The 25722-nt window shown below is 67.5% G+C and carries 15 protein-coding genes; 12 read left to right on the top strand and 3 right to left on the bottom strand.

Annotation, left to right across the window (positions count from 1 at the left end; genetic code table 11):
• Position 1: 1 nt before the first annotated feature.
• The 6 genes from JZZ72_RS10255 (at position 2) to qhpG (ending at position 7829) form a co-directional block, all read left to right on the top strand.
• Positions 2-1006: a FecCD family ABC transporter permease gene (locus tag JZZ72_RS10255; protein ID WP_088515046.1), complete on the top strand. Its 1005-nt coding sequence runs from the start codon at positions 2-4 to the stop codon at positions 1004-1006.
• On the top strand, positions 1003-2040 hold the full coding sequence (locus JZZ72_RS10250; RefSeq protein ID WP_054914476.1) for a FecCD family ABC transporter permease: 1038 nt from the start codon (positions 1003-1005) through the stop codon (positions 2038-2040). Before JZZ72_RS10255 ends, JZZ72_RS10250 begins: the two co-directional genes overlap by 4 nt.
• 169 nt (positions 2041-2209) lie before the next feature.
• On the top strand, positions 2210-4123 hold the full coding sequence (locus JZZ72_RS10245) for a sigma-54-dependent Fis family transcriptional regulator (protein ID WP_210014422.1): 1914 nt from the start codon (positions 2210-2212) through the stop codon (positions 4121-4123).
• A 5-nt stretch (positions 4124-4128) separates the two neighbouring features.
• Positions 4129-5862 carry an ABC transporter ATP-binding protein gene (locus JZZ72_RS10240; RefSeq protein WP_210014430.1) on the top strand — a complete coding sequence of 578 codons (1734 nt, stop codon included), beginning with the start codon at positions 4129-4131 and terminating at the stop codon, positions 5860-5862.
• Entirely contained in the window at positions 5852-6532 is a 681-nt protein-coding gene (gene qhpE / locus JZZ72_RS10235) for a subtilisin-like serine protease QhpE (protein ID WP_104572477.1), read from the top strand. The genes JZZ72_RS10240 and qhpE overlap by 11 nt, the downstream gene beginning before the upstream one ends.
• Positions 6525-7829: a flavin-dependent monooxygenase QhpG gene (gene qhpG, locus JZZ72_RS10230; RefSeq protein WP_210014421.1), complete on the top strand. Its 1305-nt coding sequence runs from the start codon at positions 6525-6527 to the stop codon at positions 7827-7829. The genes qhpE and qhpG overlap by 8 nt, the downstream gene beginning before the upstream one ends.
• 4 nt (positions 7830-7833) lie before the next feature.
• Here the strand turns inward: qhpG and JZZ72_RS10225 are convergent, their stop codons facing one another.
• Positions 7834-9153 carry an alginate export family protein gene (locus tag JZZ72_RS10225; protein ID WP_210014420.1) on the bottom strand — a complete coding sequence of 440 codons (1320 nt, stop codon included), beginning with the start codon at positions 9151-9153 and terminating at the stop codon, positions 7834-7836.
• Positions 9154-9456: 303 nt separating this feature from the next.
• On the opposite strand from JZZ72_RS10225, the gene ccsA reads away from it, so the two are divergent.
• From ccsA to JZZ72_RS10195, 6 genes are all read left to right on the top strand, one after another.
• The gene (ccsA, locus tag JZZ72_RS10220; protein WP_253086654.1) at positions 9457-11643 is read left to right on the top strand and encodes a cytochrome c biogenesis protein CcsA; all 2187 of its coding nucleotides are present in this window, start codon (positions 9457-9459) and stop codon (positions 11641-11643) included.
• Positions 11644-11883: 240 nt separating this feature from the next.
• Positions 11884-13401: a quinohemoprotein amine dehydrogenase subunit alpha gene (gene peaA / locus JZZ72_RS10215; protein WP_104572475.1), complete on the top strand. Its 1518-nt coding sequence runs from the start codon at positions 11884-11886 to the stop codon at positions 13399-13401.
• Positions 13402-13473: 72 nt separating this feature from the next.
• Complete coding sequence (gene peaB, locus JZZ72_RS10210; RefSeq protein WP_104572474.1) at positions 13474-14904, top strand: quinohemoprotein amine dehydrogenase maturation protein; 1431 nt, start codon at positions 13474-13476, stop codon at positions 14902-14904.
• A gap of 1 nt (position 14905) precedes the next feature.
• Positions 14906-15229: a quinohemoprotein amine dehydrogenase subunit gamma gene (qhpC, locus tag JZZ72_RS10205; RefSeq protein ID WP_054914481.1), complete on the top strand. Its 324-nt coding sequence runs from the start codon at positions 14906-14908 to the stop codon at positions 15227-15229.
• 31 nt (positions 15230-15260) lie between these two features.
• Positions 15261-16418 carry a quinohemoprotein amine dehydrogenase subunit beta gene (gene peaD, locus JZZ72_RS10200; protein ID WP_082405698.1) on the top strand — a complete coding sequence of 386 codons (1158 nt, stop codon included), beginning with the start codon at positions 15261-15263 and terminating at the stop codon, positions 16416-16418.
• A gap of 56 nt (positions 16419-16474) precedes the next feature.
• Positions 16475-18175, top strand: coding sequence for an AMP-binding protein (locus JZZ72_RS10195; protein WP_210014419.1), 1701 nt, complete (start codon positions 16475-16477; stop codon positions 18173-18175).
• Between the two features lie 56 nt (positions 18176-18231).
• Here JZZ72_RS10195 and JZZ72_RS10190 read toward each other — a convergent pair whose 3' ends face one another.
• Positions 18232-20229 carry a peptidase U32 family protein gene (locus tag JZZ72_RS10190; protein WP_078480936.1) on the bottom strand — a complete coding sequence of 666 codons (1998 nt, stop codon included), beginning with the start codon at positions 20227-20229 and terminating at the stop codon, positions 18232-18234.
• Positions 20230-20368: 139 nt separating this feature from the next.
• Complete coding sequence (locus tag JZZ72_RS10185) at positions 20369-25642, bottom strand: putative Ig domain-containing protein (RefSeq protein WP_210014418.1); 5274 nt, start codon at positions 25640-25642, stop codon at positions 20369-20371.
• Positions 25643-25722: the final 80 nt, after the last annotated feature.

Here is a 25722-nt window from a genome sequence, read left to right as displayed (position 1 = left end):
CATGGTGCGATCAAGACGTTTTCAGGGCCTGCTGCTGGGGCTGCTGTTGCTGGTCGTGGCGGTGCTGGCGAGCCTGGTGGTGGGGTCGCGCAGCATCGGCGTGGCCCAGGTATTCGAGGCGCTGTCGGCCTACGACCGGCTCGATGACCAGCACCTGATCGTGCGCGAACTGCGGGTGCCGCGCACGCTGGTGGCGATACTGGCCGGGCTGGCGCTGGGCCTGGCCGGTGCGATCATGCAGGCGGTCACCCGCAATCCGCTGGCCGAACCGGGCCTGCTGGGCATCAACGCCGGGGCCGGGGTAGGGGTGATCGTCGGTGTGGCCGTGCTGGGCCTGAGCAGCATGAGCGGCTACGTGTGGTGCGCCTTCGTCGGCGCCGGGCTGGCCGGGGTGGCCGTGTTCATGCTGGGCCGTGCCCAGGAGACCGGCACCAACCCGGTGCGCCTGGTGCTGGCCGGCGCCGGTCTGTCGGTGATGCTGGCCTCGGTCACCGGCATCATCATCCTCAATGCGCCGGCGCAGGTGTTCGACCAGTTTCGCCACTGGGCATCGGGCTCGCTGGAAAAGAGCGGCTTCGAGGCGGTGGGGGTGCTGGCGATGGCCGTGGTGCCGGGCGCTGTCACGGTGCTGGCGCTGGCCGGCAGCCTCAATGCCATGGCCCTGGGCAAGGACCTGGGCCTGGCGCTGGGGGTGAACGTGCGCCTCACCTGGCTGCTGGCCTGCCTGGCAGTGATGCTGCTGGCCGGCGCTGCCACCGCCGCTGCCGGGCCGATCGGCTTTGTGGGGCTGGTGGCGCCGCACCTGGCGCGCCTGCTGGTGGGCCCGGACTACCGCTGGATCCTGCCGTACTCGGCACTGTTTGCCGGCGTGCTGCTGCTGGGGGCCGATGTGCTGGGCCGGGTCGTGGCGGCGCCGGCGGAAGTGGCGGCGGGTATCGTCGCGCTGCTGATCGGCGGGCCGTTCTTTATCGCGCTGGTGCGCACATTCCGGTTGAGCAAGCTATGAACACTACCGCTACACGGGTCGTCCGCCTGGCCGCCCTGTCGTTTCGCTGGCAGCCCCGGGGGGTGCTGGTGTGTGCCGTGCTGGTGCTGCTGGCCCTGGGGCTGGGGGTGCTGCTGCTGGGCATCGGCACCTTGCCGTTGACACCGGGCCAGGTACTGGCCAGCCTGCTGGGGGCAGGGCCGAGCCCGACCACCGAGCGCATCGTGCTGCGCGTGCGCCTGCCGCGGGTGCTCACCGCGTTGTGCGTGGGCGCTGCATTGGGCATGGCCGGCTCGATCTTCCAGTCCATCTCGCGCAACGCGCTGGGCTCGCCCGACATCATCGGCTTCACCACCGGGGCGGCGAGCGGGGCGATCGTGCAGATCATCCTGTTCGATGCCGGCCCGCTGGGGGCGTCGCTGGCGGCGGTGATCGCCGGCGTGGGCACCGCTGCGCTGGTATTCGTGCTGTCGATGAAGGGCCGCACCACCGGCGGCTATCGCCTGGTGCTGGTGGGCATCGGCGTGGGCGCGATGCTCTCGGGGCTCAACACCGTGCTGCTGGTGATGGGCAACCTCGACCAGGCCATGTCGGCGCAGATCTGGCTGGCCGGCTCGCTCAACACCCGCACCTGGTCGCATGTGCTGCCGGCGGCGCTGGGCCTGCTGCTGGTGGTGCCGGTGGCGGTGTACCACGCACGGCGCCTGAACATCCTCGAACTGGGTGACGACAGCGCCGCCCAGCTGGGTGTGGCGGTGGAGCGTACCCGCTTGCTGATGGTGATGGCGGCGGTGGGCCTGACCGCGATCGCCACCGCGGCGGCCGGCCCGATCAGTTTCATCGCCCTGGCCGCGCCGCAGCTGGCACGGCGCCTGACCACCTCGGCGCAGGTGCCGCTGGTGAGCGCAGCGCTGATGGGGGCGGTACTGCTGTTGGCCGCCGACCTGCTCAGCCAGCGTTTTGTGGCCAACCTCAACCTGCCCATCGGGCTGACCACCGGCCTGCTGGGCGGGGTGTACCTGCTGTGGCTGCTGGCGCGCAATCGGCGCGCCTGAAAGGAGGACGACACGTCGCGATTCATCACCTTTACGTAAACGTAACCTTGTGCCACTCTGCCGATCAGGTTGTCGGCGCCTGCGGGTGACGGCCCTGCAAATCTCAAGCACACTCCCTTGAGTTACATTGCCTTAAGTGCACAACGTTCGACGGGCGCTGGAGTAAGCGATGGCACGCACCATTCTAATAAAAAACGCCGCTGACCCTTTGCAGGAGTCACGCCAGGCACGCATGAAACTGGTCCATGACGGGGAGTTGCCGCTGGGCATGTTGCGCGACGAGATCGATGCCTCGTGGCGGCGCAGCCTCGGCCATGGCCTGAGTTGCCTCGAAGGCGAGCGGCACGAGCTGGCCGCCCCGCAGCGCGGTGAACTCAAGCGCCTGCTGGAAAGCAACCGGCTGCTGATCGACGCCGCCACGCCGGAGCTGGAGTACCTGGTGTCGCGCCAGGGCAAGGGCGGCATCATCATCCTCGGCGACGCCCAGGCCAACGTGCTGGCCATCGAGGGCAACACCGAGCCACTGCGCCAGACCGGGTTGCGCGACCTGCACCCGGGCAGTTGCTGGAGCGAGTCGGTGCGCGGCACCAATGCCATCGGCACCGCCGTGGTGGAAGGGCGCCCCATGCTGATCAACTGCGGCGAACACTACCTGGACCGCCTGAGCCCGTTCTCCTGCACCTCGGTACCGTTGCGCGACCCGCGCGGCGAGATCATCGGGGTGCTCGACCTGACCCGCGAAGGCGTCATGGCCCAGCCCCAGGACAACCTCTCGACGCTGCTGCTGGCGGCCGGCAACATCGAAAGCCGCATGTTCGGCCTGTGCTACCCCGAGCAACTGGTGGTGGCCTTCCACAACCGCCCGCAGTACCTGGGCAGCGCCTGGCACGGCCTGCTTGCCCTGAGCCTGGACGGCGAGGTGCTGGCCGCCAACGACCAGGCCTGCGCCTTGCTGCAGGTATCGCGCGCCGCCCTGGTGGGGCGCAGCTGCAGCGACCTGATCGGCGAACGCTCCAGCGCCTTCATCAGCCGGGTATGGCAGGGCGGCATCAGCAGCGTGCAGACCGCCAAGGGCGAGTTCTACTTCCGCTCCCAGCACCTGCCGCGCCAGCCCGTGATTGCCGCGACACCTGCACCCGCTGCCCCGGTGGCCGCGCAGAAGAGCGTCGACCTCGAGGCCCTGGCCGGGCGCGACAGCAGCCTTGCGCGCACCTTGCGCATGGCCCTGCAGGGCCTGAAGAACGAACTGCCGGTGCTGCTGCTGGGCGAAACCGGCACCGGCAAGGAAGTGGTGGCGCGCGCCCTGCACCAGGCCAGCCCGCGTGCCGGCAAGCCGTTCGTGGCGGTCAACTGTGCGGCCATACCCGAGGGGCTGATCGAGTCCGAACTGTTCGGCTACCGCGAAGGGGCCTTCACCGGCTCGCGCCGTGGCGGCATGGTCGGGCGCCTGATGCAGGCCCACGGCGGCACCCTGTTTCTCGACGAGGTGGGTGACATGCCGCTGGCCCTGCAGGCACGCCTGCTGCGGGTACTGCAGGAGCGCCGGGTGGCGCCGCTGGGCGCCGGCGAAGAGCAGGACATCGACGTGGCGGTGATCTGCGCCACCCACCGCGACCTCAAGCGCCACGTGCTTGAGCAGCAGTTTCGCGAAGACCTCTACTACCGCATCAACGGCGTGAGCCTGCGCCTGCCGGCACTGCGCGAGCGCGACGACCTGGGCACCCTGATCGACAGCCTGCTGCACAAGTTCGGCGCCCACGGCGTGCGCCTGAGCAAGGAGCTGGCCGCGTTGCTGAACAACTACGACTGGCCCGGCAACATCCGCCAGCTGGAGATGGTGCTGCGCTCGGCGGTGGCCATGCGCGAGCCGGGTGAGCCACTGCTGGGCCTGGAACACCTGACCGACTGCCTGCTTGAAGACCTCAGGGGCAGCACCCAGCAGCCGGGCAGCATCCGCGAAAACGAGGAGGAGCTGATCCGTGGCGCCCTGGCGCGTCATCACGGCAACATCACCGCGGCAGCCGATGCCCTGGGCATCAGCCGCGCCACGCTGTACCGCAAGATCAAGCAGCTGCGCAGTTGAACCGCCTGGGCCGAGTGCTGCTGCGCCTGGTCAATACCGACGACCCGCAGCTGATGCGCCGGGCGCTGGCCTGGCTGTACGGCTTCGTGCGGCCCCACGGGCGGGCGATCGGCGTGCTGCTGGGGTTGTCGCTGGGCGCCTCGCTGCTGGTGCTGGCCCAGCCCTGGCTGGTCAAGACCCTGATCGACGAGGGCCTGCTGGCCAAGGACTTCGAGGTGCTGTGGCACATGGCGGCGATCATGGTTGGCGTGGGGCTGGCGAGCACCGTGCTGTCGGGGGTCAACCGCTACCTGCACACGCGCCTGTCGGGGCGCATCCTGTTCGCCCTGCGCGACGACCTGTATGGCCACCTGCAGCAGCTGTCGCCCAGCTTCTACGGGCGCAAGCGGCTGGGCGACATCCTTTCGCGGCTCGATGGCGACGTCGCGGAAATCCAGCGTTTTGCGGTGGATTCGCTGTTTTCGGCGGTTTCCAGCCTGATCGGCCTGGTGGGCGCGGTGAGCCTGATGCTGATGCTGTCGTGGCAGCTGACCCTGCTGCTGGCGGTGCTGATTCCCATCGAGGTGCTGTGGCTGCGCTGGATGCGGCGCAAGGTCGAGCGCGAGGTGCGCCAGCTGCGCGAACGCTCGGCCGATGTCTCGTCGTTTCTGGTCGAGACCCTGCCGGCGATGAAGTTCATCCAGGCCGCGGGCCAGCAGCAGCGCGAAGCCGAGCGCCTGGGGCGACTGGGCCAGGGCTACATGGGGCAACTGCTCAAGGTGCAGGTGACCGAGTTCCTGACCCAGGCGGTGCCGGGCACCCTGACCTCGCTGTGCCGCGCCGCGGCGTTTCTGGTGGGCGGCTACTGGGTGATCCAGGGCACCTGGCAACTGGGCGCGCTGATCGCCTTTTCCACTTATCTGGGCATGGCGGTGGGGCCGGTGCAGAGCCTGTTGGGCCTGTACGTGGCGGTCCAGCGCATGGCCGTGAGCCTGGGCCGGGTGATGGAGTTGCAGCAGGAGCCGGTCAGCGTGACCCAGCCGGCCGCGCCGCAGCCGATGCGTGACGGCGGCGGCGAGCTGCGCCTTGAAGGAGTGTGCTTTGCCCATGAGCAGCGTCGTGGCGCGGTGCTGCAGGATGCCCGGGTGTGCATCGGCGCCGGGCTCAAGGTTGCCATCAGCGGCGCTTCGGGGGTTGGCAAGTCGACCCTGATCGACCTGCTGCAACGCTTCTACGACCCGGACCAGGGGCGCATCCTGCTCGACGGCCAGGACCTGCGCGACCTCGATCTGCTGGCACTGCGCCGGCGCATTGCGGTGGTCAGCCAGGACATCGTGCTGTTTCGCGGCACCCTGGCGCAGAACCTGGCCTACTGCCGGCCCGACGCGAGCCGTGCAGAACTGGAACAGGTGGTGGGCCTGGCGCGCCTGGACAGCCTGGTGCACAGCCTGCCCCTGGGGCTGGACGGGCCGCTGGGTGAACGTGGGCAGCAGTTGTCCGGTGGGCAGAAACAACGCATCGCGATTGCCCGCGCCCTGTTGCAGCAGCCATCGATCCTGGTGCTCGACGAAGCCACCTCGGCGGTCGACGAGGCCACCGAGCGCGAGGTGATCGCGGCCATCGACCAGCTGTTCGCCGGGCGCACGCGCATCCTGATCAGCCACCGGCCGTCCACCCTGGACGGCGCGGACCTTCACCTGCACCTCGAGGACGGGCAACTGCGCTGTGTACAGCCGCAGCCCGTGCTGCATGGGCACTAGCCTGCGTGTCGGGGTGATCGACAGCGGGTGCTCGGCGCATCAGGCCGGGCCTATCGCCGGTGGCCGGCGTTTCTGGCTGGAGCACGGCGAGTTGCGCGAGGGGCAGGTGCAGGCCGATGTCCTGGGGCATGGCAGCCGGGTACTCGACTGCCTGCTGGCCCAGGGCGGTGCCGGCGAGGTGCTGGTGGCGCAGGTGTTCGACCGCCACTGGCAGACCTCGGCATTGCAGGTGGCGGCGGCGCTGCTGTGGCTGGTGGAGCAGGGCGCGATGCTGGTCAACCTGAGCCTGGGCCTGCAGCAGGACCGCAATGTACTGCGTGCGGCCTGCGCCGTGGCCGTCGAGGCCGGGGTGCTGCTGTGCGCATCGAGCCCGGCGCGCGGTGCGCCGGTGTACCCGGCGCGTTATCCGGGGGTGATTCGGGTAACCGGCGATGCCCGCTGCGCGCCGGGCCAATGGTCGTGGCTCGACACGCCCCAGGCCGATTTCGGCGCTGCGGTCGATCCGGCCAGCGGCGTGGCGGGGGCGAGCCTGGCCAGTGCGGCGCTGTGCGGCCAGGTGCGCGCACTGTTGACGGCGCAGCCGAACGCGGGTCGCGAACAGGTACTGGAGCATCTGCGCCAACAGGCCGCCTTCATTGGTGCAGAACGCCGTGGGGGCGTGCATGGCTGAGCCGCGCATCCTGATACTGGGCGCCGGGCCCGCAGGCGCGGCGTGCGCCTTGGGGTTGCAGCGCCTGGGCTACACGGTCGAGCTGGTGTGTGACTGGCGCCGGTTCGAGGCGGTGGAGGGCGTGTCCCAACGGGTGCTCGACGGCCTGCGCCATGCCGGCCTTGGCAGCGCACTGGAACAGGCAGCCATGCCCGCGCGCCGCCAAGTGCACTGGAACGGCCAGCAGCAATGGCTGAACCAGGAATGCCTGCTGGACCGCCGCCGTTTCGATGCCGCCCTGCGCGATGACCTGCGCCGGGCCGGCGTGGGCTTGATCGAAGCACGGGTGAGCAAGCTGCACAGCACGGCGCACGCGCACCAGGTGCAGCTTAGCGATGGCCGGGTGCTGCATGCCGATTTTCTGGTGGAGGCACGCGGGCGCCAGGCCCCGTTGACGGCGAGCCGCCTGCGCGGCCCCGAAAGCGTCAGCCTGCTCAGTGTGTGGCAGGGCGCGCCGGCCGAGCCGGTGTCGGCGGTGCAGAGCCTGGCCGACGGCTGGGCCTGGATGGCGCGCCTGGCCGATGGCCGCTGCTATTGGCAGATCAGCCTGGACAGCAGCGCCGGCGGTCTGCCGGGCAAGGCGCACCTGCCTGAGTACTGTGCCCGGCGTCGGGGCGAATCGGCACTGGTGGCCGAGGTATTCGGCGCGGCGGCCGGGCAGGCGGTGCCGGTGCATGCGCGCAGCAGCACGGCGATCCTGGCAGGCGTATGCGCGGGGCACAACTGGCTGCGCATCGGCGACGCCGCCATGGCGGTGGACCCGCTGTCGGGCAACGGCATCTTCCAGTCGCTGTCCTCGGCCCTGCAGGCGCCCGCAGTGATCAACACCCTGCTGCGCCGCCCCGGGCAGCAGGCGCTGGCCCTGCGCTTTCATCAGGAACGTATCGAGCAGCTGTTCCTGCGCTTCGCCCGCATCGGCCGGGATTTCTATGCCCAGGAGGCAGACAAGGCCGGGCAAGCGTTCTGGGGCCCGCGCCAGGTGTGGCCGGATGCGCAACCACTGCACCTGCCCGGGGACTTCCGCCAATGGCAGGTGCAGCAGCGCCCGGTGGTGAGCCACGGCTTCATCGAACAGGCCGAGGTGGTGGTGGGGCCCGACCAGCCGCTGGGTATCTGGCACCTCGACGGCGTGCCGCTGGCGCCGTTGGTACGCGGGGTTCAGGCCGGTCAGCCATTGCAGTGGCTGCTGCACGGCAGGCCGGCGCCGGAACAGGCCAGGCTGCGCGGCTGGCTGGCCGCGCAGGGGTACCCGGTGTGACACCTCAGAAAAAGGTGCCCACCAGCAGTTGCAGGTAGGTGCTGGTGTCGCTGCTGCCCAGCTGCAGGCCGCCGTTGTCGGCACTGCGATCAGGCTTGTAGAAACCCAGCAGCGGGCTGATCAGCAGGTGCTCGTTGACCATCCACTCCACGTACAGGTCCAGCTCGCGGCCACCCAGGTTGCCACGCGCCTTGTCCAGGGTATCGAAGTCGAAGTACAGCGCGCCAAGGGTCAGGTTCTCCCGTGGCGTGGCCTTGAGGCCCACGTGATGCACCTGGCTGTTGCTGTTGAACGGGCCGGCATAGTTGGCCGCGACCTCGCCCTGGAACCAGGTGCCGTAGCCGCGGCTGGCCCCGTAAAACAGCGGGTCGAAGGCATTCGAGAAGCGGCTGTAGCGGTAGGTGGCGGTCGGGCTCCAGGGCACCTCGGAGAAGGTCCAGGCGCCTTCCAGGTACCAGGCGTTCTCGCGCCCGCTGCGCTTGTCCTGGGTCACGTATTCGGCGGCCACCTCCAGGTCCTTGACCCCCAGGCTGCCGCGCCCACGCAGGCTGACAGTATCCATGCCATCGCGCTCCTGCAGGCCCAGGATCGACGCATAGCGCCGGTCGACATCCAGGCCGCGAATCCATGAAATGCCCAGGGTGCCGGCTTCGCCCACCTGTTCGAGGTTGGCGATGGCAAGCTCGGTATCGGCCTGGTAATGGTTGTCCGACTTCAGCCACATCAGGTCGCCGCGCAGGCCCTCGCTGCCGCCCAGGCGCAGTACGGCCGTGCGGTCGAAGGCCTTGCGCGCGGCCAGGTAATAGGCGCCGCCGCGGTTGAAGTTCGCGCCCAGGTCGACCTTGCCAAGGTTGACCGGATCACCCTGGATCAGAAAGCCGTCGCCCAGGGTCAGCGTCTGGCGGCCGGCGGAAACGTCCACGCCGTCCTTGCCCAGCGCCGGGAACAGGTCGCCGGAGCGCCAGCCCAGGTAGGCATCCTCGACGCCGGTGCGCCGTTCGCTGCCCAGGGTCAGGCCGGCGGCGTCGCCGTCGCCCCAGGTACGGGAGCTGACCAGGTTGAACGCGCCGTAGGCCGTGCCCGCAGCGCCCAGTGCCTGGCTCGCGCTCAGCCCATACTTGACGTAGCCCTCGCGCCAGGCACTGCTGCCGGGCTGACGGTTGCCGCCCACCGCGTAGCTTTCGTCACTGTGAAATACGCCGAACAGGGCCTCGAGGTCGGCGTTCAGCACGCGGCCCTCGTTGTTGTACAGCTCGTGGGCCTGGGCGCTGCAGGCCATGAGGGCAAGCGTCAGCGCCAAGGGCGTGCGGGCGGCTCGAATCATCGGTGTGCTCCTTTCTTGTTGTTATCGAAGGTGTGCAGCGAGCTGCACCGGCCCAAGCAACTACTGCGCCATGCCTGCACGACGCGTTCAACCCGATGAAATGTCGGCGATTTGTCTCCCAGCCCGGCGAGATAGAGGCGGGCCGTACTGTCTCAGCCGCCCATCGACTGTCTCAGAACGGCACACACGCACGCACTCCCAGGATGCCTTTAAACCGGCCAAGCTGCTGTTCTGGCAGGTGAAACCTGGCCTGGCGCAGTACTTGTATGGCCGCTTGCACAACAACAAGAAGGAGTGGGCGTCGTGAGCGATCTGCGATGGGATACGTGCTGGCCACCGGCCCTGGGGCTGCTGCTGTGCTGCGCGCTGCTGTGGTGGCTGCCCCAGGTGGGCAACCTGCTGCTGGTGCTGATTGCCGGGCTGGTGGTACTGGGCGCCGTGCGCGCACGGCTGCGCCAGATACTCTGGCGGCTGGCGCTGGTGGGGCTGTGTGCGGCGTGCCTGAGCCTGGTGATGCACCTGCTGGCCGACCATTTCCAGCTGCGCTACATCTGGCTGTACAGCAGCGCCACGCTGCCGGCCTACCTCAAGGTCGCCAACCTGTGGGGCGGCGATGAAGGCACCGTGCTGCTGCTGGCAACCCTGTGCATGGGCATCGGCGTGCGCAATGCCGCGCTGCCGGGCTGGGCCGGGCGCGCCAATGCGCTGGTGGCGGCCTGGTACACCCTCACTGCCGCCGGGTTGGGGCCGTTCACGGCAACGCCGGCCGACTGGCTGGCGGCCCAGGCGAGCCAGGGCATGAACGCACACCTGCAGACGATCTGGATGGCGTTTCACGCGCCGCTGATTATCGCCGCCTATGCCTGGGCCATCGCCCCGGCCGGTGCTGCGCTGGATGCACTGGCACGTACCGGCGACGCCTACGGTGCGCTGGCATGTACCTACGGCAGGCGCGCCTGGCTGGTACTGACCGCCGGCATCGGCATGGGCATGGTGTGGGCGCTCGAAGACTTCACCTTCGGCCAGCTATGGCACTGGGACCCGGTGCAGACAGCCGCCTTCGCGGTGTGGGCGATGCTCGGCGCGGTACTGCACGGGGCACGGCGCTGGCGGCCGCAGGGCCGCCACTGGCGCGCGCTGCCGCTGTTCAGCCTGCTGACTGCCGCGCTGGCCTGCATCGCCATGTCGGTGACGCGCAGCGAGGTGCTGGCCAGTTCACACCGCTATATCGGTACCACTTCATGGCTGGGGCACCTGGCGCTGGCGGGGGGCATCCTCGGCCTGATGCTGTGGTTTGCCTGGCGAGCGTTCAGGCGGCCGGCGGCGAAGGCCCGCCCAGTGCGCCGGTCGGCTTCGGACTGGGGGCTGGACCTGTCGATGTGGCTGTTCGCCGTGGCCGCGTTGCTGGCGGTGGGCCAACTGCTCGGCGCTCATGTCGGTCAGTGGCTGGCCCTGGAGAAGGCCTCGGAGCTCAAGCCGTTCTTCGAAACCCTGGCCGTGTGGGCCAGTGCCGAGGAGCTGGCCGGTTTGCGCCGGGCCTTCGATCACTGGGACGTGGACGGCCATGCCCTGGGCAAGTGGCTGATGCCCGTCATCGGCTTGCTCGGGCTGCTCGGCGGGTGGGTGTTCCTGCGGCGCAGCCTGCCGGCGCGCTACGCCGGCCTGATTACCCTGGGCATGGCGCTGTGGGTGGCGCTGACGGCCTGGCGCGGTGCCTGGCTGACCTCGCGCTACACCGGCGAAGGGGTGCTGTCCCAGCGCATCGTGCAGGTGCTGCCGTGGCTGGACGCGGCCCTGCTGGCCGGAATGTTCCTGCTGCTGGCGTGCCTGGCCTGGGGCATGCGGGTGCTGTGGCGCAGCCGCCGGCTCGGCACCCTGCGCCATACGGCGCCGTTGGCGCTGATTCACGGTGGGGCGATGGTGGCGCTGGCCGGTGGCCTGCTGGCCACGGCACTCAATACCTACATGCCCATCAATATTGCCCCGGCTTCATCACCGCAGGCGTGGCACCGGGTGGCCGATCAGTTGCAGGTGCGCGTGCTGCCGGTAAGCAGCCAGCAGAACTTCTCGGGCTACCAGGCGGTGGCGCAGGTGCAGTTGCGCAGCGACGACCAGGTCATCGCCGGGCACGCGCTGTTCCAGGACCGGCGCGCATTGCCGCCGGCCTATCAGGGCCCGGTGCGACAGCTGTGCGAAATCCTCGACTACCGTTATGCACGCCATGTGGGCGACCCGGGCTATGTGCTGCACCCCTTCATCGTGCGCGGCTGGGCCCAGGACCTGCAGGTATGGGTACCGGCCTCGCCACGCCTGATGACGGCCGCCGGCACGCTGGACGGTGGCGACGCGATCCAGGGGGTGATCGTGGTACGGCGCTATCCGTTCGTGTCGCTGGTGTGGCTGGGGTTGCTGGCGATGGTGCTGGGTATGCTGGTGCTGCCGGGCCAGGCTCACCCGGCCAGGCAGTGGTCTCAGCTGTCTCAGAGTTAGACAGTCATCGCGAAATTGCACGCCCGGGCAGCGCTTTAATCAATGTTGTTTATCAGGAGTATCCAGTAACTATTTGTTAAACAAGGAATTGATTTTGTTGGCATGCACTCTGCTTGGTGTGAGTCAGATGTGCAGTACAGCCCCTCGCCGGGCGCGGACGATTTATAAAAACAATACCGTGGAGGCCTGACCTTGAAGACAACACGACTCCGGCATTACCTGAGTGCCGGCACCCTGGCCATGCTGGCCTGTGCTGTTCTGCCCCCCGCCGTGGCCGAAGATGGCAAGGCGATTCTCAATGCCAAGTGCATGGCCTGCCATACCCCCGAGGGCAACGACGCCCTGAGCCGCATCAGCCACCAGCGCAAGACCCCCGAAGGCTGGCTGATGAGCATTGCGCGCATGCAGTTGATGTACGGCGTGAAGATCAGCGATGAAGACCGTCGCTCGGTGGTCAAGTACCTGGCCGACAGGCAGGGGCTGGCACCCAGCGAGACCGATGGCATGCGCTACGCGATGGAGCGGCGCCTGAACACCGTGGAGAAGTTCGACGAACCCCTCAACCAGATGTGTGCCCGCTGTCACTCCGGCGCGCGGGTGGCGCTGCAGCGTCGGCCGCTGCAGGAATGGGAACGCCTGGTGGAGTTCCACCTGGGGCGCTGGCCGTCGCTGGAATACCAGATGATGTCCCGCGACCGCGACTGGCTGGGGCTGGCGCGCAACGAAGTGGCGCCCCAGCTGGCCAAGGACTACCCGCTTGAGAGTCAGGCCTGGAGCGACTGGCAGAAGAGCAAGCCGGGCGCCGACGCACTGCCGGGGCAGTGGAGCTTCAGCGGCCACATGATGACCAGGGGCGATGTGCGCGGCGTGATGAGCGTGACCCACGACAGCGGCGACACCTTCAACATCGAGGTCAAGGGCCAGTATGCCGACGGCACGCCGTTCAATGGCAGCGGCTCGGCCATCGTATACAACGGCTACGAATGGCGCGGCAACCTGAAGATCGGCGATGTGCGCATGCATCAGGTATTCGCGGCCCTGAACGGCGAGATGAAAGGGCGCATGTTCGAGACCGAGCACGACGAGCGCGGCCTGGACTTCAGCGCGGCCAGGCAGGACAGCCCCCGCCTGCTGGCGGTACAGCCGGCGTTCATCCGCGCCGGCAACGAGGCCGAGCTGACCCTGGTGGGCAGCGGCCTGTCCGGCACCCCGGACCTGGGCGCAGGCGTTGAGGTGGTCAAGGTGCTGGAAAGCACCCCGCAGCTGTTGCGGGTCAAGGTCAAGGCGGCAGCCGATGCCGCGCCGGGGCTGCGCAACGTGGCCCTGGGTGCGCTCAAGGGCGTGGACCTTGCGGTGTACACCGAGGTCGCCGAGGTCAAGGTGGTGCCGGCGTATTCGGTGGCGCGCATCGGCGAGAACGGCGGCACCACGCCCAAGGTGCAGGGCCGCTTCGAGGCCGAGGCGTGGGGCAAGGGCGCCGATGGCCAGCCTTACCGCATCGGCTACCTGCCGGCCAAATGGACGGTGGAGCCGTTCAACGAGCAGGCCAGGGACGACGAGGACGTGAAGTTCGCCGGCACCATGCAGCGCGACGGGGTGTTCCTGCCTGCCGGCGCCGGGCCGAACCCGCAGCGCAGGATGATGGCCAACAACGTCGGCAACCTGAAGGTGATCGCCCAGCTGGAGGAGGGTGGCCTGCAAGGCGAAGGGCAACTGATCGTCACGGTGCAGCGCTGGAACAGCCCGCCGCTGCCCTGACCGCGAAGGCGGTGGGCGAGCGCGTCTCGCCCGGCTTTGCCACGACGAATCGTCACATTTGCGGAGGTCACCATGGGTGCATTATTGAATCTGGTCGAACGTAACCTGCACGAAGTGCGGGTGGACGACGACCGCATGCTGTTCCACATCCCCAGCAGCTCGCTGTTCGCCACCGATGACGTTACCGGCGGCATCATCGACGCCCTGCGCGTGCAGAGCTGCACCAGCGAAGACCTGGTGCTGCGTCTGGCCGGACGCTTCGCCGGGCAGGACGTCAACGAGACCCTGCGCGAGCTGATTGCGCTGGAAGTGGTCAACGACGGCTCGCCGCTGACCCCGGAGCTGGGCATCAGCCGGGTCGAGCGCACAGCGCTCAACACCGTGGTGCTGAACGTCAACACCGGCTGCAACCTCAGTTGCACCTACTGCTACAAGGAAGACCTGGACAAACCCTCGGCCGGCAAGAAGATGGGCGCCGACACCGCCGAGGCCTCGGTGGAGATGCTGCTGCGCGAGTCGCCCGACGAGGAGCGCTACAGCGTGGTGTTCTTCGGCGGCGAGCCGTTGTCCAACCGCCCGCTGATCGAGCACATGGTCAACTACTGCGAGCGCCGCTTTGCCGAGGCCGGCAAGCAGGTGGAATTCATCATGACCACCAACGCCACGCTGCTCACCGAAGAGATCGTCGACTACCTCAATGCCCATCGCTTCGGGCTGTCGGTGAGCATCGACGGGCCCAAGACCGTGCACGACCGCAACCGCATCACGGTGGGCGGGCAGGGCACCTACGACGTGGTGCGGCGCAAGGTCGACCTGCTGCTGTCGCGCTACCGCAGCCGCCCGGTGGGCGCGCGGGTGACGCTGACCCGTGGCATCACCGACGTGGAGACCATCTGGAACCACCTGTTCAACGAGCTGGGCTTTGCCGAGGTCGGCTTTGCGCCGGTCACCTCGGGCGACATGTCCGACTTCAACCTCACCGGCGACGAACTGGTGGAGGTGTTCGCCAACATGAAGGCCCTGGGCCGGCGCTACCTGGAGGCGGCGCTGGAGCACCGCAACATCGGTTTTTCCAACCTGCACCAGCTGATCACCGACATCCACGAAGGCCACAAGAAGGCGCTGCCCTGTGGGGCCGGGCTGAAAATGCTGGCGGTCGACCACAAGGGCGAGCTCAACCTGTGCCACCGTTTCACCGGCTCCAGCCTGCCGACCTTCGGCAACGTGCACGGCGAGGTCAAGCAGGCCGAGCTCAACGACTTCCTGTCCCAGCGCCTGGACCGCAGCGGTACCGGCTGCGACACCTGCCACATTCGCAACCTGTGTTCCGGCGGCTGCTACCACGAAAGCTACGCCCGCTATGGCGACCCGACCCATCCCACCTACCACTACTGCGAACTGATGCGCGACTGGGTGGACTTCGGCATCGAGGTCTACAGCCGCATCATGGCCGCCAACCCGGCCTTCATCAGCAGTTACATCACCCCGCGGAAGGCGCACTGACATGAAACATCTGAAGCCGCTGAACAACAAGGCACTGATTCTGGAACAGGCCGCTGCCGAAGACCGTCTCGAGGAAGTGGTGGCAATGAGCAGCGTGGCCGGGTGCACCGCCACCACCGACCCGGGCTGGGAAGTGGACGTGTTCGGGGGGGTGGCGTCGCTGTGCCAGCCGATGGAGGCAGACCTCTATGGCTGCTCCGACCCGTGCTGGTGGCCGGCCCAGGTGCCGGACATGATGAGCACCTTCCCCGACTGGAACAAGGACGCGCAAAGCTCCGACGAGGGCTGGCGCAACCTCACCACCGTGTTCCCGAACGACAAGTGACCTGACGACAAGAATAAAAAAGGATACCGCTATGAAGCTTCAGTTCATCGGCCGCATGGCCGCGACGAGCTTGGGTCTGTTTGCCATCTGCACCGCTGCCGGTGTCGGCCTGGCCTTCGCGGCCAGCGACGTACCCGCCAACGCTTCGGGGCCTGCGCTCAAGCCGGGCAAGGAATACCTGCTGGCCACCAACTACCCCAACAACCTGCACCTGATCGACGTGGCCAGCGACACGCTGTACAAGACCTGCCAGATGCCCGATGCCTTCGGCCCGGGCGCGGCGCAGGTGGCGCCGGACAAGAAGGTCGCCTACGTGCTCAACAACCACTACGGCGATATCTACGGCATCGAGCTGGACACCTGCAAGACGGTGTTCCATGCGCGCCTGGCGTTCAAGCCGGGCGAGCAGGCCAAGTCGATGCTGTCGCTCGCCGTCAGCCCGGACGGCAAGGAACTGTACAGCGTGGCCAACCCCACGCAGATTCTCAACGACCACTATGCGGTGCAGGCGCCGCGCCTGCAGGTGTACGCCACCGACGCCGGGTTGAACGCCCAGCCGCTGCGCACCTTCGAGGTGCCGAGGCAGATCTCGATCATGCAGGCCGCGGACGACGGTAGCCTGTACATGGCCGGGCGCGACATCTACAAGCTGGACGTGAAGACCGGCCAGTACAGCGTGGCCTTGCCCACCGGCAGCTGGAAGCGCCCGCTGTACAGCCCGCCGGACCTGCTCTACATCTGGTCTCACCAGACCGCCCGGCGTGATTTCTCGTTGCTCTACACCGCCGCCAAGTACAAGGACGAGAAACAGGACGCTGACACCGCCGACTTCGTCTACGGCTACGTCAGCGTCGACCTGACCACCGGCAAGACCCAGGTTCAGGACTTTGCCCCGGTCACCGAGGTGTACTTCACCGGCATGCGCTCGCCCAAGGACCCCAACCAGATGTTCGGCGTGCTCAACCGCCTGGCCAAGTACGACATCAAGCAGCAGAAGCTGATCAAGGCCGCGAACCTGGCGCATTCGTACTACTGCATCAGCTTCGACAAGGCCGGCAGCAAGCTGTACCTGACCGGCACCTTCAACGACGTGGCGGTGTACGACCCGGACAGCCTGGAGCTGGTGGCGAACATCAAGCTGCCAGGCGGCGACATGGCCACCGGTACCGCACAGGTATTCACCCGCTGACTCAACGCAGGCGGGCAACCACCTGCGCCGGCCCATAACAATCACAAGGGGCAACCATGAATCAACCGAGCTATACCCAGGGGCGTCAGGACAAGGACCTGCTCGCCATGACCATCGGCGCGGCGTTCGACGCCACCGCGGCCAGGTTCGCCGCGCGTGAAGCGCTGGTGGTGCGCCACCAGGGCCTGCGCTACAGCTGGCAGCAACTGGCCGAGGAGGTCGAGCGCCACGCCCGGGCCCTGCTGGCCCTGGGGCTGCAGCGCGGCGATCGCCTGGGCATCTGGGCGCCCAACTGCGCGCAGTGGTGCATCACCCAGTTCGCCAGCGCCAAGGTCGGCGTGATCCTGGTCAACATCAACCCGGCCTATCGCAGCAGCGAGCTGGAATACGCGCTCAAGCAGTCCGGCTGCAACTGGGTGATCTGCGCCGACGCGTTCAAGACCAGCGACTACCACGCGATGCTCCTCGGCCTGGTGCCGGAGCTGGCCAGCGTCGCCCCCGGCAGCCTGAACTGCCAGCGCCTGCCGGCCCTGCGCGGCGTGGTGAGCCTGGCCGAGCAACCGCCCACAGGCTTTCTGCCCTGGGCGGGCCTGCAAGGCATGGCCGAGGCGGTGACCGTGCAGGCCCTGGCCGAGCGCCAGGCCGGCCTGCACTGGCACGACCCCATCAATATCCAGTACACCTCCGGCACCACGGGTTTCCCCAAGGGGGCAACCCTCAGCCACCACAACATCCTCAACAACGGCTACATGGTCGGCGAGAGCCTGGGCCTGACCGAGCACGACCGGCTGGTGATCCCGGTGCCGCTGTACCACTGCTTCGGCATGGTCATGGGCAACCTGGGCTGCCTGACCCATGGCTCGACCATGATCTACCCCGGGGATGCCTTCGACCCGCTGAGCACCCTGCGCGCCGTTGCCGAGGAGCGCGCCACCGCGCTCTACGGTGTGCCGACCATGTTCATCGCCGAACTGGACCACCCGCAGCGGCATGAATTCGACCTGTCGAGCCTGCGCACCGGGATCATGGCCGGCGCCACCTGCCCGATCGAGGTGATGCGCCGGGTGATCGACGAGATGCACATGAGCGAGGTGCAGATCGCCTATGGCATGACCGAGACCAGCCCGGTGTCGCTGCAGACCGCTGCCGAGGACGACCTGGAGCTGCGCGTCACCTCCGTGGGGCGTACCCAGCCGTGCCTGGAGAGCAAGCTGGTGGACAGCGACGGGCTCACGGTACCCCGCGGGCAGATCGGCGAGCTGTGCACCCGTGGCTACAGTGTCATGCTCGGCTACTGGGAAAACCCCGAGGCCACCACCGCGAGCATCGACCACGAGGGCTGGATGCACACCGGCGACCTGGCGGTGATGGACGAGCAGGGCTATGTGCGCATCGTCGGGCGCAGCAAGGACATGATCATTCGCGGGGGCGAGAACATCTACCCGCGGGAGCTGGAGGAGTTCTTCTTCACCCACCCGGCCATCGCCGACGTACAGGTGATCGGCATTCCGTGCAGCCGTTATGGCGAGGAGATCGTGGCCTGGGTCAAGTTCCACCCCGGACACAGTGCCAGCGAAGACGAACTGCGCGAATGGGCCAGGGCGCAGATCGCCCACTTCAAGGTGCCGCGGCACTTTCGCCTGGTGGACGAGTTCCCCATGACGGTCACCGGCAAGGTGCAGAAGTTTCGCATGCGCGAGATCAGCATCGAGGAACTGACCCTGGCCAGGCAAGGCCAGCTGGCGGCCAGGGGGTAGGCCTGCGCCGCCGGGTGCGGGCGGTCATGCAGGGCGCATGACCGCCCGGGCGGCACTCAGTGCGTGCCGCGCGGCACGGTCTTGAGCAGGTCCTCGGGGCTGATATGGCCCACGATGTGCTTCACGCTGCCCGGCTGCGGCAGGTCGAGGATGTGCCCCTTCATCTTGCCGATCACGTGCATCTCGCACGGCTTGCAGTCGAACTTCAGGGTCAGTACCTCGTCACCGTGAATCAGCTGCATGGGCGCAACCTTGGTGCGCACGCCGGTGACGCCCTTGGCCTGTTTGGGGCACAGGTTGAACGAGAAGCGCAGGCAGTGCTTGGTGATCATCACCGGCACTTCGCCGGGCTCTTCGTGGGCCTCGTAGGCCGCATCGATCAGCTTGACCCCGTGGCGGTGGTAGAAGTCGCGGGCCTTCTGGTTGTACACGTTGGCCAGGAACGACAGGTGCGACTCGGGGTATACCGGCGCCGGCACCGTCTCGGCCTTGCGGCCGCCGCGCGGGTGCGCGGCAACGCGGGCGGCGGTGAGGCTCTCGATCACGTCGCGGCGCAGCGCCTTGAGCTGGGAGTTGGGAATGAAGTACGCCTGCGGCGCATCCAGGCGAATGCCGGTGGCGTGGTACTGGGTGGTGCCCAGCTGGCCGAGCAGGTCGTGCAGTTGCTCCAGCGCCTGCTCCGGCTTGTTGGCCGGGCCGAACGGGCCGGGCAGGGTGGCACTGGCGCTGATGCCTTCCTCGCTGGTGGCGGTCAGCTCAAGGCCGTGTTCACGCAACTGCGCGACCCAGCCCAGGCCGATACGGCGTTCGGCCGACGTCTTCTGCAGCGCCTGCTGCCAGTTGTGGTCCAGGTTGCGGCTCAGCGGATGGTTGGGGCGCAGCTGGTGCAGGCCCTTGGGCATCTCGTTGGGCTCTACGCGGTAGCGGTAGCGCTTTTCGCCGTCTTCGTCGAACTCGCCCCTGGCCTCGGCGATGTTGGCACGAAAGCCGACCACCTCACGCTTGACCAGCACGTTCAGGCCGTCGCCGTTGGACAGCGGTGCATGGGTGACCACCTGCAGGTCGCGCTTGCCGACCTTTTCCACCACACCCACCGGCAGGCCGGTGAAGGTGGGCGAATCGAACGCGCCGATGTCGATCTTGCGCTCGCTCACGAAGTAGTCGGTGCTGCCGCGGTGGAAGGTCTTGTCCGGGTCGGGCACGAAGAAGTGCGCGGTATGGCCGCTGGAGGCGCGGGCCAGGTCGGTGCGGTCTTCGAGCACTTCGTCCAGGCGCTGGCGGTAGTAGGCGGTGATGTTCTTCACGTAGCCCATGTCCTTGTAGCGGCCCTCGATCTTGAACGAACGCACGCCAGCCTCTACCAGGGCGCGGATGTTGGCGCTCTGGTTGTTGTCCTTCATCGACAGCAGGTGCTTCTCGTAGGCGATCACGCCGCCTTTTTCGTCCTTGAGGGTGTAGGGCAGGCGACAGGCCTGGGAACAGTCGCCACGGTTGGCGCTGCGTCCGGTCTGGGCGTGAGAGATGTTGCACTGCCCGGAGAACGCCACGCACAGCGCGCCATGAATGAAGAACTCGATGGCCGCGTCGGTTTCGTCGGCGATGGCGCGGATTTCCTGCAGGTTCAGCTCGCGGGCCAGCACCAGCTGCGAGAAGCCGGCCTGGTCGAGGAATTTGGCCCGTGCCAGGGTGCGGATGTCGGTCTGGGTGCTGGCGTGCAGCTCGATGGGCGGAATGTCCAGCTCCATCACCCCCAGGTCTTGCACGATCAGCGCGTCGACGCCGGCGTCGTACAGCTGGTGGATCAGCTTGCGCGCCGGCTCCAGCTCGTTGTCGTGCAGGATGGTGTTGATGGTGGTGAACACCCGCGCGTGGTAGCGGTGGGCAAACTCCACCAGCCCGGCGATATCGCTCACCTCGTTGCAGGCGTTGTGGCGGGCACCGAAGCTCGGGCCACCCAGGTACACCGCATCGGCGCCATGCAGGATCGCCTCGCGGGCAATCGCCACGTCGCGGGCGGGGCTGAGCAATTCCAGGTGATGCTTGGGTAGGGACATGTCTTTTTAGTCTGGCTGGTCACGGTAGCCGCGCATTGTAGCCGCGCAACGCGCTGTCGGCACCTTTGCCGACAGGCGTCATGCAGATTGACCAGCCCCCTTCGCCGGTGAGGCCGGCAAAGGGGCGCCAGGGCAGGGGTCAGAAGCGCCCGTCCAGGCCGATGCGGAACATCTCGTTGCGCTCGTCGGTGGCCAGCGCGGTCTTGTACGAGAAGCCCAGGCGCCAGCTCTGGCTGAGGCTGAAGTCCAGGCCCAGGTCCAGATCGACGAAGTTGCTGTCCATCGGGTCGGGTGACAGGCGATACAGCACGCCGTCGTTGGTCTGGTCGGTGTAGCGCATGCGGTAGTCGTCGCTGTGGCTGAAGTTGTGACCCCACGCCAGCCCGACCCGCGGCGTGAGCACGCCGGCGCCGGTCTGGATGTCGTAGCCGCTGCGCACGCCCAGGAACGAGGTGAAGGTCCGCTGGCGCTGTTGTTCGTACGACAGCCCGTAGATACCGCCGCCCCGTTCGCTGAAGTCGTCCAGCTTGGTGAAGCTGGCGTTCAGCCGTGTGTACGGCGCCAGCGACAGGGCGCCTTCGCGGTACTCGTAGCTGGCGGTCAGCGAGGCGAACAGCTGGTCGGCGTCGCGCGAGCCATGGGCATAGCCGTTGGACGGGTCGGCAGTGACGTAGCGGCGCGAGTCGAAGCGGATGCGGTTGTAGCCCAGCAGTGCATCGATGTAGATCTCCGACAGCGGGTTGACGCTCAGGTACGCCGCCAGGCCCAGGGCGTCGGCCTCGCTGCGGGTGTCCTGCTCGCCGATGTCGGCGCGGTCGTTGCCGTAGCCAAAACCGATGCCCACCACGGCCCTTGGCGACAGGCGATAGTCGACGCCGGCGCTCAGTCCATAGGTGACGAAGCTGTTGTCCTTGGCGCCGCGTGCGCGGTTGGAACCGGTGTTGATGAAGCCATCGGTCCAGTAGGCCACGGCCTCTTCGACGCACTCGCCGGAGGTGGCGCGGGCGGTGTCGCGCTGTTTGCGACGGGTGTCGTCCGCGTCCTCGTCGTCATTGCCCTTGCCGTTGCCTTCGAGCTCGTCGCGCAGCGCCTTGCCCAGGCTGCCCAGGCCGAGGTTGTCGCGGCCATGTTGAACGTTGGCGTTGAACGCGTTGCGGTCACAGGTAGGGCGGTGCAGTTGCTCCAGGCGCCGGTTGAAGTTGTCCATCTGGGTGCTGGCAAAACGATCCGCTGCGCGCGATTGCGCGTTGAGCAGGCCGATCACTTCGGCGTCCTTGCTGGGGTCGGGACGTGCCTGCACGCTGAAGGTCACGGTGCCGGTCGCGCTGGCACCGCTGGTGCTCTCCAGGCTGAAGGTGACCACTGCTGTGCCGGCAAAGGCAGCGGCAGGCACGAAGCGCAGGTTGAAACCGGACAGGGCGGCACGCGCTGCTCGCGCAGGGGCCACCGATGTCAGGCTGGCATGCCCGGCTGACGCTGGGCTCAACGACAGCACGCGGGCGCGCAGGAACGGCCCTCCGGTGGCCCCACGGGTAAGGTCGACGCTGGCGACAGCACCGGGGCTGAGCGCCTCGCTGGATGACACCACGGTGACCACCTGGGCGGCGATCGCCAGGGTAATGCTGCGGCTGCCGGTGGCGCCGTTGGCATCGGTGGCGGTAACGGTCAGCGTGGCGTTGGCGGCCTCGGTCGGCGTGCCGCTGATCACCCCGGTCGCCGGGTCGAGCTGCAGGCCATTGGGCAGGCTGCCGGCGCCGATGGCGTAGCTGTACGGCGCCATCCCGCCGCTGGCACCCAGGCCGAAGCTGTAGGCGCTGCCCACGGTGCCTGGCGGCAGTGGGCCGGAGGCCGGGCTCATTACCAGCGTCGGTGGGGTGATGGTGAGGCTCACCGTGGCGGCTGCCGAGGTGCCGCCCGGGCCGGTGGCGGTGTAGGTGAAGCTGTCAATGCCCGAGTAACCGGCAGTCGGGGTGTAGCTGATGCGGGTGCCACTGACCTGCGCAGTACCGTGCTGTGGGTTGCTGGCCACGGCCACGCTTGTGACCGGGGCACTGCCCAGGCTCAGGGTCAGCGGGTTGTTGCGGCTGTTGGCGGCCACACCGGCCGACACGTTGCCGACCACGGGCGCCTGTGCCACGACTGTCAGGCTCAGCGTACGGCTGCCGGTGGCACCGTTGGCATCGGTGGCGGTAACGGTCAGCGTGGCGTTGGCGGCCTCGGTCGGCGTGCCGCTGATCACCCCGGTCGAGGTGTTGAGTGTCAACCCATTGGGCAGACTGCCGCCGATGGCATAGCTGTACGGCGCCATCCCGCCGCTGGCACCCAGGCCGAAGCTGTAGGCGGTGCCCACGGTGCCTGGCGGCAGCGAGCCTGACGCTGGGCTTAGCACCAGGGTTGGCGGGGTAACGGTAACGTTCACCGTGGCAGGTGCCGAGGTGCCGCCCGGGCCGGTGGCGGTGTAGGTGAAGCTGTCAATGCCCGAGTAACCGGCAGTCGGGGTGTAGGTGATGCTGGTGCCACTGACCTGCGCAGTACCGTGCTGTGGGTTGCTGGCCACGGCCACGCTGGTGACCGGGGCACTGCCCAGGTTCAGGGTCAGCGGGTTGTTGCTGGTGTTGGCGGCCACACTGGCCGACACGTTGCCGACCACGGGCGCCTGCGCCACGACTGTCAGGCTCAGCGCCTGGCTTGCCTGGAAACTCTGGCTGTCAGTCACCCTGACGGTGAAGCTGGTGGTGCCGGGTGCGGTTGGCGTACCGGTTAGGCTGCCGGTCGGGGCCAGGGCCATGCCGGACGGCAGGGCGCCCGAAACGATGGTGTAGCTGTACGGCGCGGTGCCGCCACTGGCACTGATGCTGGCCGTGTAGGGCACGTTCTGGGTGGCGTTGGCCAGTGTGGTCGTGCCGATAACCACGGTGGGTGGCGTGATGGCGAGGTTGACGGTTGCAGGCGCCGAAGTCCCCCCCGGGCCGGTGGCGGTATAGGTAAAGCTGTCGATGCCGGCATAGCCTGGGGTCGGGGTATAGGTGAAACCCGTGGCCCCGGTGATGCTGACGGTGCCATGTGCAGGGGGTGTCACCACGGCCAGGCTGGTGGTCGGCCCCCCGCTGAGGCTTGCGCTGATCGTGCTGGCGCCGCTGTTGGCTGCGAGGGTTTGGTTGATATTGGCGGCTACCGGCGCTTGCTGGCCAACCACGAAGGAATAGGGACGCACTCCGGTGAATCTGTTGGTATCACTGGCCCGCACCCCGAAAGTGAACGTACCGGCGGTGGTTGGTGTGCCACTCAGGGTGCCTGTGCTGGTAAGGCTCATTCCTGCAGGCAGCGCGCCGAAGGCGATACCGTAGTCGAAGGGTGCAACCCCACCGCTGGCGCTGATCGACGTGCTGTACCCCGTGCCCACCGTAGCTGCGGGCAAGGTAATCGGCGTGATGTCTATGAAGGGCGTGGCAATGGTGAGGGTATAGGACTGACTGACGCTGGTGAGGTTGCTGGAGCTGTCGACCGCAGTGACGCTGAAGGTGTAAGTACCGGGGCTGGAGGGGCTTCCGGTCAGGGTACCGGTACTGGAAAGGGCGATTCCGGTCGGTAGGCTGCCACCGTTGATGCTGAAGGTGTAGGGCGCGACACCCCCACTGACGGTGAGCTGTTGGCTGTAGCTGCTGCTGTAAATGGGGGCTGGCAATGTCGCCGGGGTGATGGCCATGCTGCCGGCAACGATGGTCAGTGTATAGCTGCGCGTGCCGGTGTAGCTGAACGCGTCGGTGGCCCTGGCCGTGAAGCTGAAGTTGCCGCTGCTGGTCGGCGTGCCGCTGAGCGTGCCGTTGGATGCCAGGGTCAGGCCGCTGGGCAAGGCTCCAGATGCAAGCGAAAAGGCGTAGGGCGCGTTACCCCCGCTGGCAGCCAGCGAGGTGGTGCTGTAGGCGATACCGGCAGTACCCGCAGGCAGTGATGCAGGGGCGATGCTGATGGTCGGGGAACCGACGGTAACGGTCACGGTCGCCGGGGCAGAGGTGCCTGCACTGTTGGTGGCGGTATAGGTGAAGCTGTCCGTGCCTGCATAACCGACCGTGGGTGTGTAGGTGACGCTGGTGCCGCTGGCCGTTACTGTGCCGTGGCTTGCTGAGGTACTGATGGCCACGCTGCTGGCGACGCCCCCCGAGAGGCTGAGTGTGACAGGGTTCGCGCTGCTGTTGTGGCCGACAGAGGCGCTGACCGGGCCGGCAACCGGCGGTGCAATGTAGGTGAAGGCATTGGTCAACGACGCCGAGCCGGCGGCAGTGGTGACACTCACGTTGACCACGCCGGCGTTGCCGGCCGGGATTGTGGCGGTGATCTGGGTGGGGCTGTTGATGGTCCAGCCGGTTGCCGATACCCCACCAAAGGTGACGCTGCTGGCGCCGGTCAGGCCGGTGCCCGTGAGGGTCACGCTGGTGCCACCGCCGATGGGGCCTGAGTTGGGGGTGACGGTGTTCAGGGTCGGCACGGCGAGGTAGGTATAGGCATTGACCGAAGTGGCACTGCCCCCCGGCGTGGTGGCCACGACATTGACGGGCCCGGCGGCATGCGCGGGCGCAATGGCGGTGATCGATGTCGAACTGTTGACGGTGAAGCTGCTTGCCGGTGTGCCGCCAAAGGTGAGGCTGGTGGTGCCGGTCAGGCCTGTGCCTGAGATAAACACTTGATTGCCGCCGGTGGTGGCGCCGGAATTGGGCGTAGCGATGGTCAGGGTCGGTACGGCGAGGTAGGTGAAACCATTGGTCAGCGTGCTCGTACCGCTTGCCGTTGTGACCGTCACGTTGACCGGGCCTGCCGTGTAGGCGGGGACGGTGGCGGTTATCGAGGTCGGGGAAACGACGATGATGTTGGTAGCGGGCACACCAGCGAATGTCACGTCGGTGACACCGACAAAATTGGTGCCGGTCAGGGTCACAGAGGTGCCGCCGATGGCGGGGCCGCTGCCGGGCGATACGGCGGTCAGGGTCAGGGGCGGTGTTGCGCCTGTGACCTTGAGGGTGTAACGGGCCTTGCCCACGACGTCGTTGCTGTCAAGGGCCGAAATCCAGAAATCGTAGTTGCCGATGGCTGTGGGGGTGCCATGCAGGGTGGTGGTCGCACTTCCAGGCGACGTTTCCAGAACCAGACCGGGCGGCAGGCAGTTGGTCGGCATGCTGGTGTCATCCTGGTCACATTCGTACCACTCGAAGATCGGCATGGCGCCGCCGGTGGCGGTGATAGTGAAAGTGTCTATCGGTGTGTTGACCGCCACATCCGGCAGGGCGGTGCCACTGGCGGGGGAAAGGGTCGGGGCGGCACTGGCCTGGCCGCACAGCAGCAGCGAGACGAGCATCAGGCCCAGCAATGCAATGCTGCGGGCCATGCGGTGACGAAGGTCAATCAGGGATCTGTTCATGGGGCTTCCTGCCAGGTAGCGGTATTACTCGCTTGCGGCGCGGGTCAAGAGTCATCGGAACAACCCGTATGCCGTGACTG

Source organism: Pseudomonas palmensis (assembly GCF_017848315.1).
GTDB lineage: Bacteria > Pseudomonadota > Gammaproteobacteria > Pseudomonadales > Pseudomonadaceae > Aquipseudomonas > Aquipseudomonas palmensis.
This window is presented reverse-complemented; position numbering and strand designations above follow the sequence as displayed.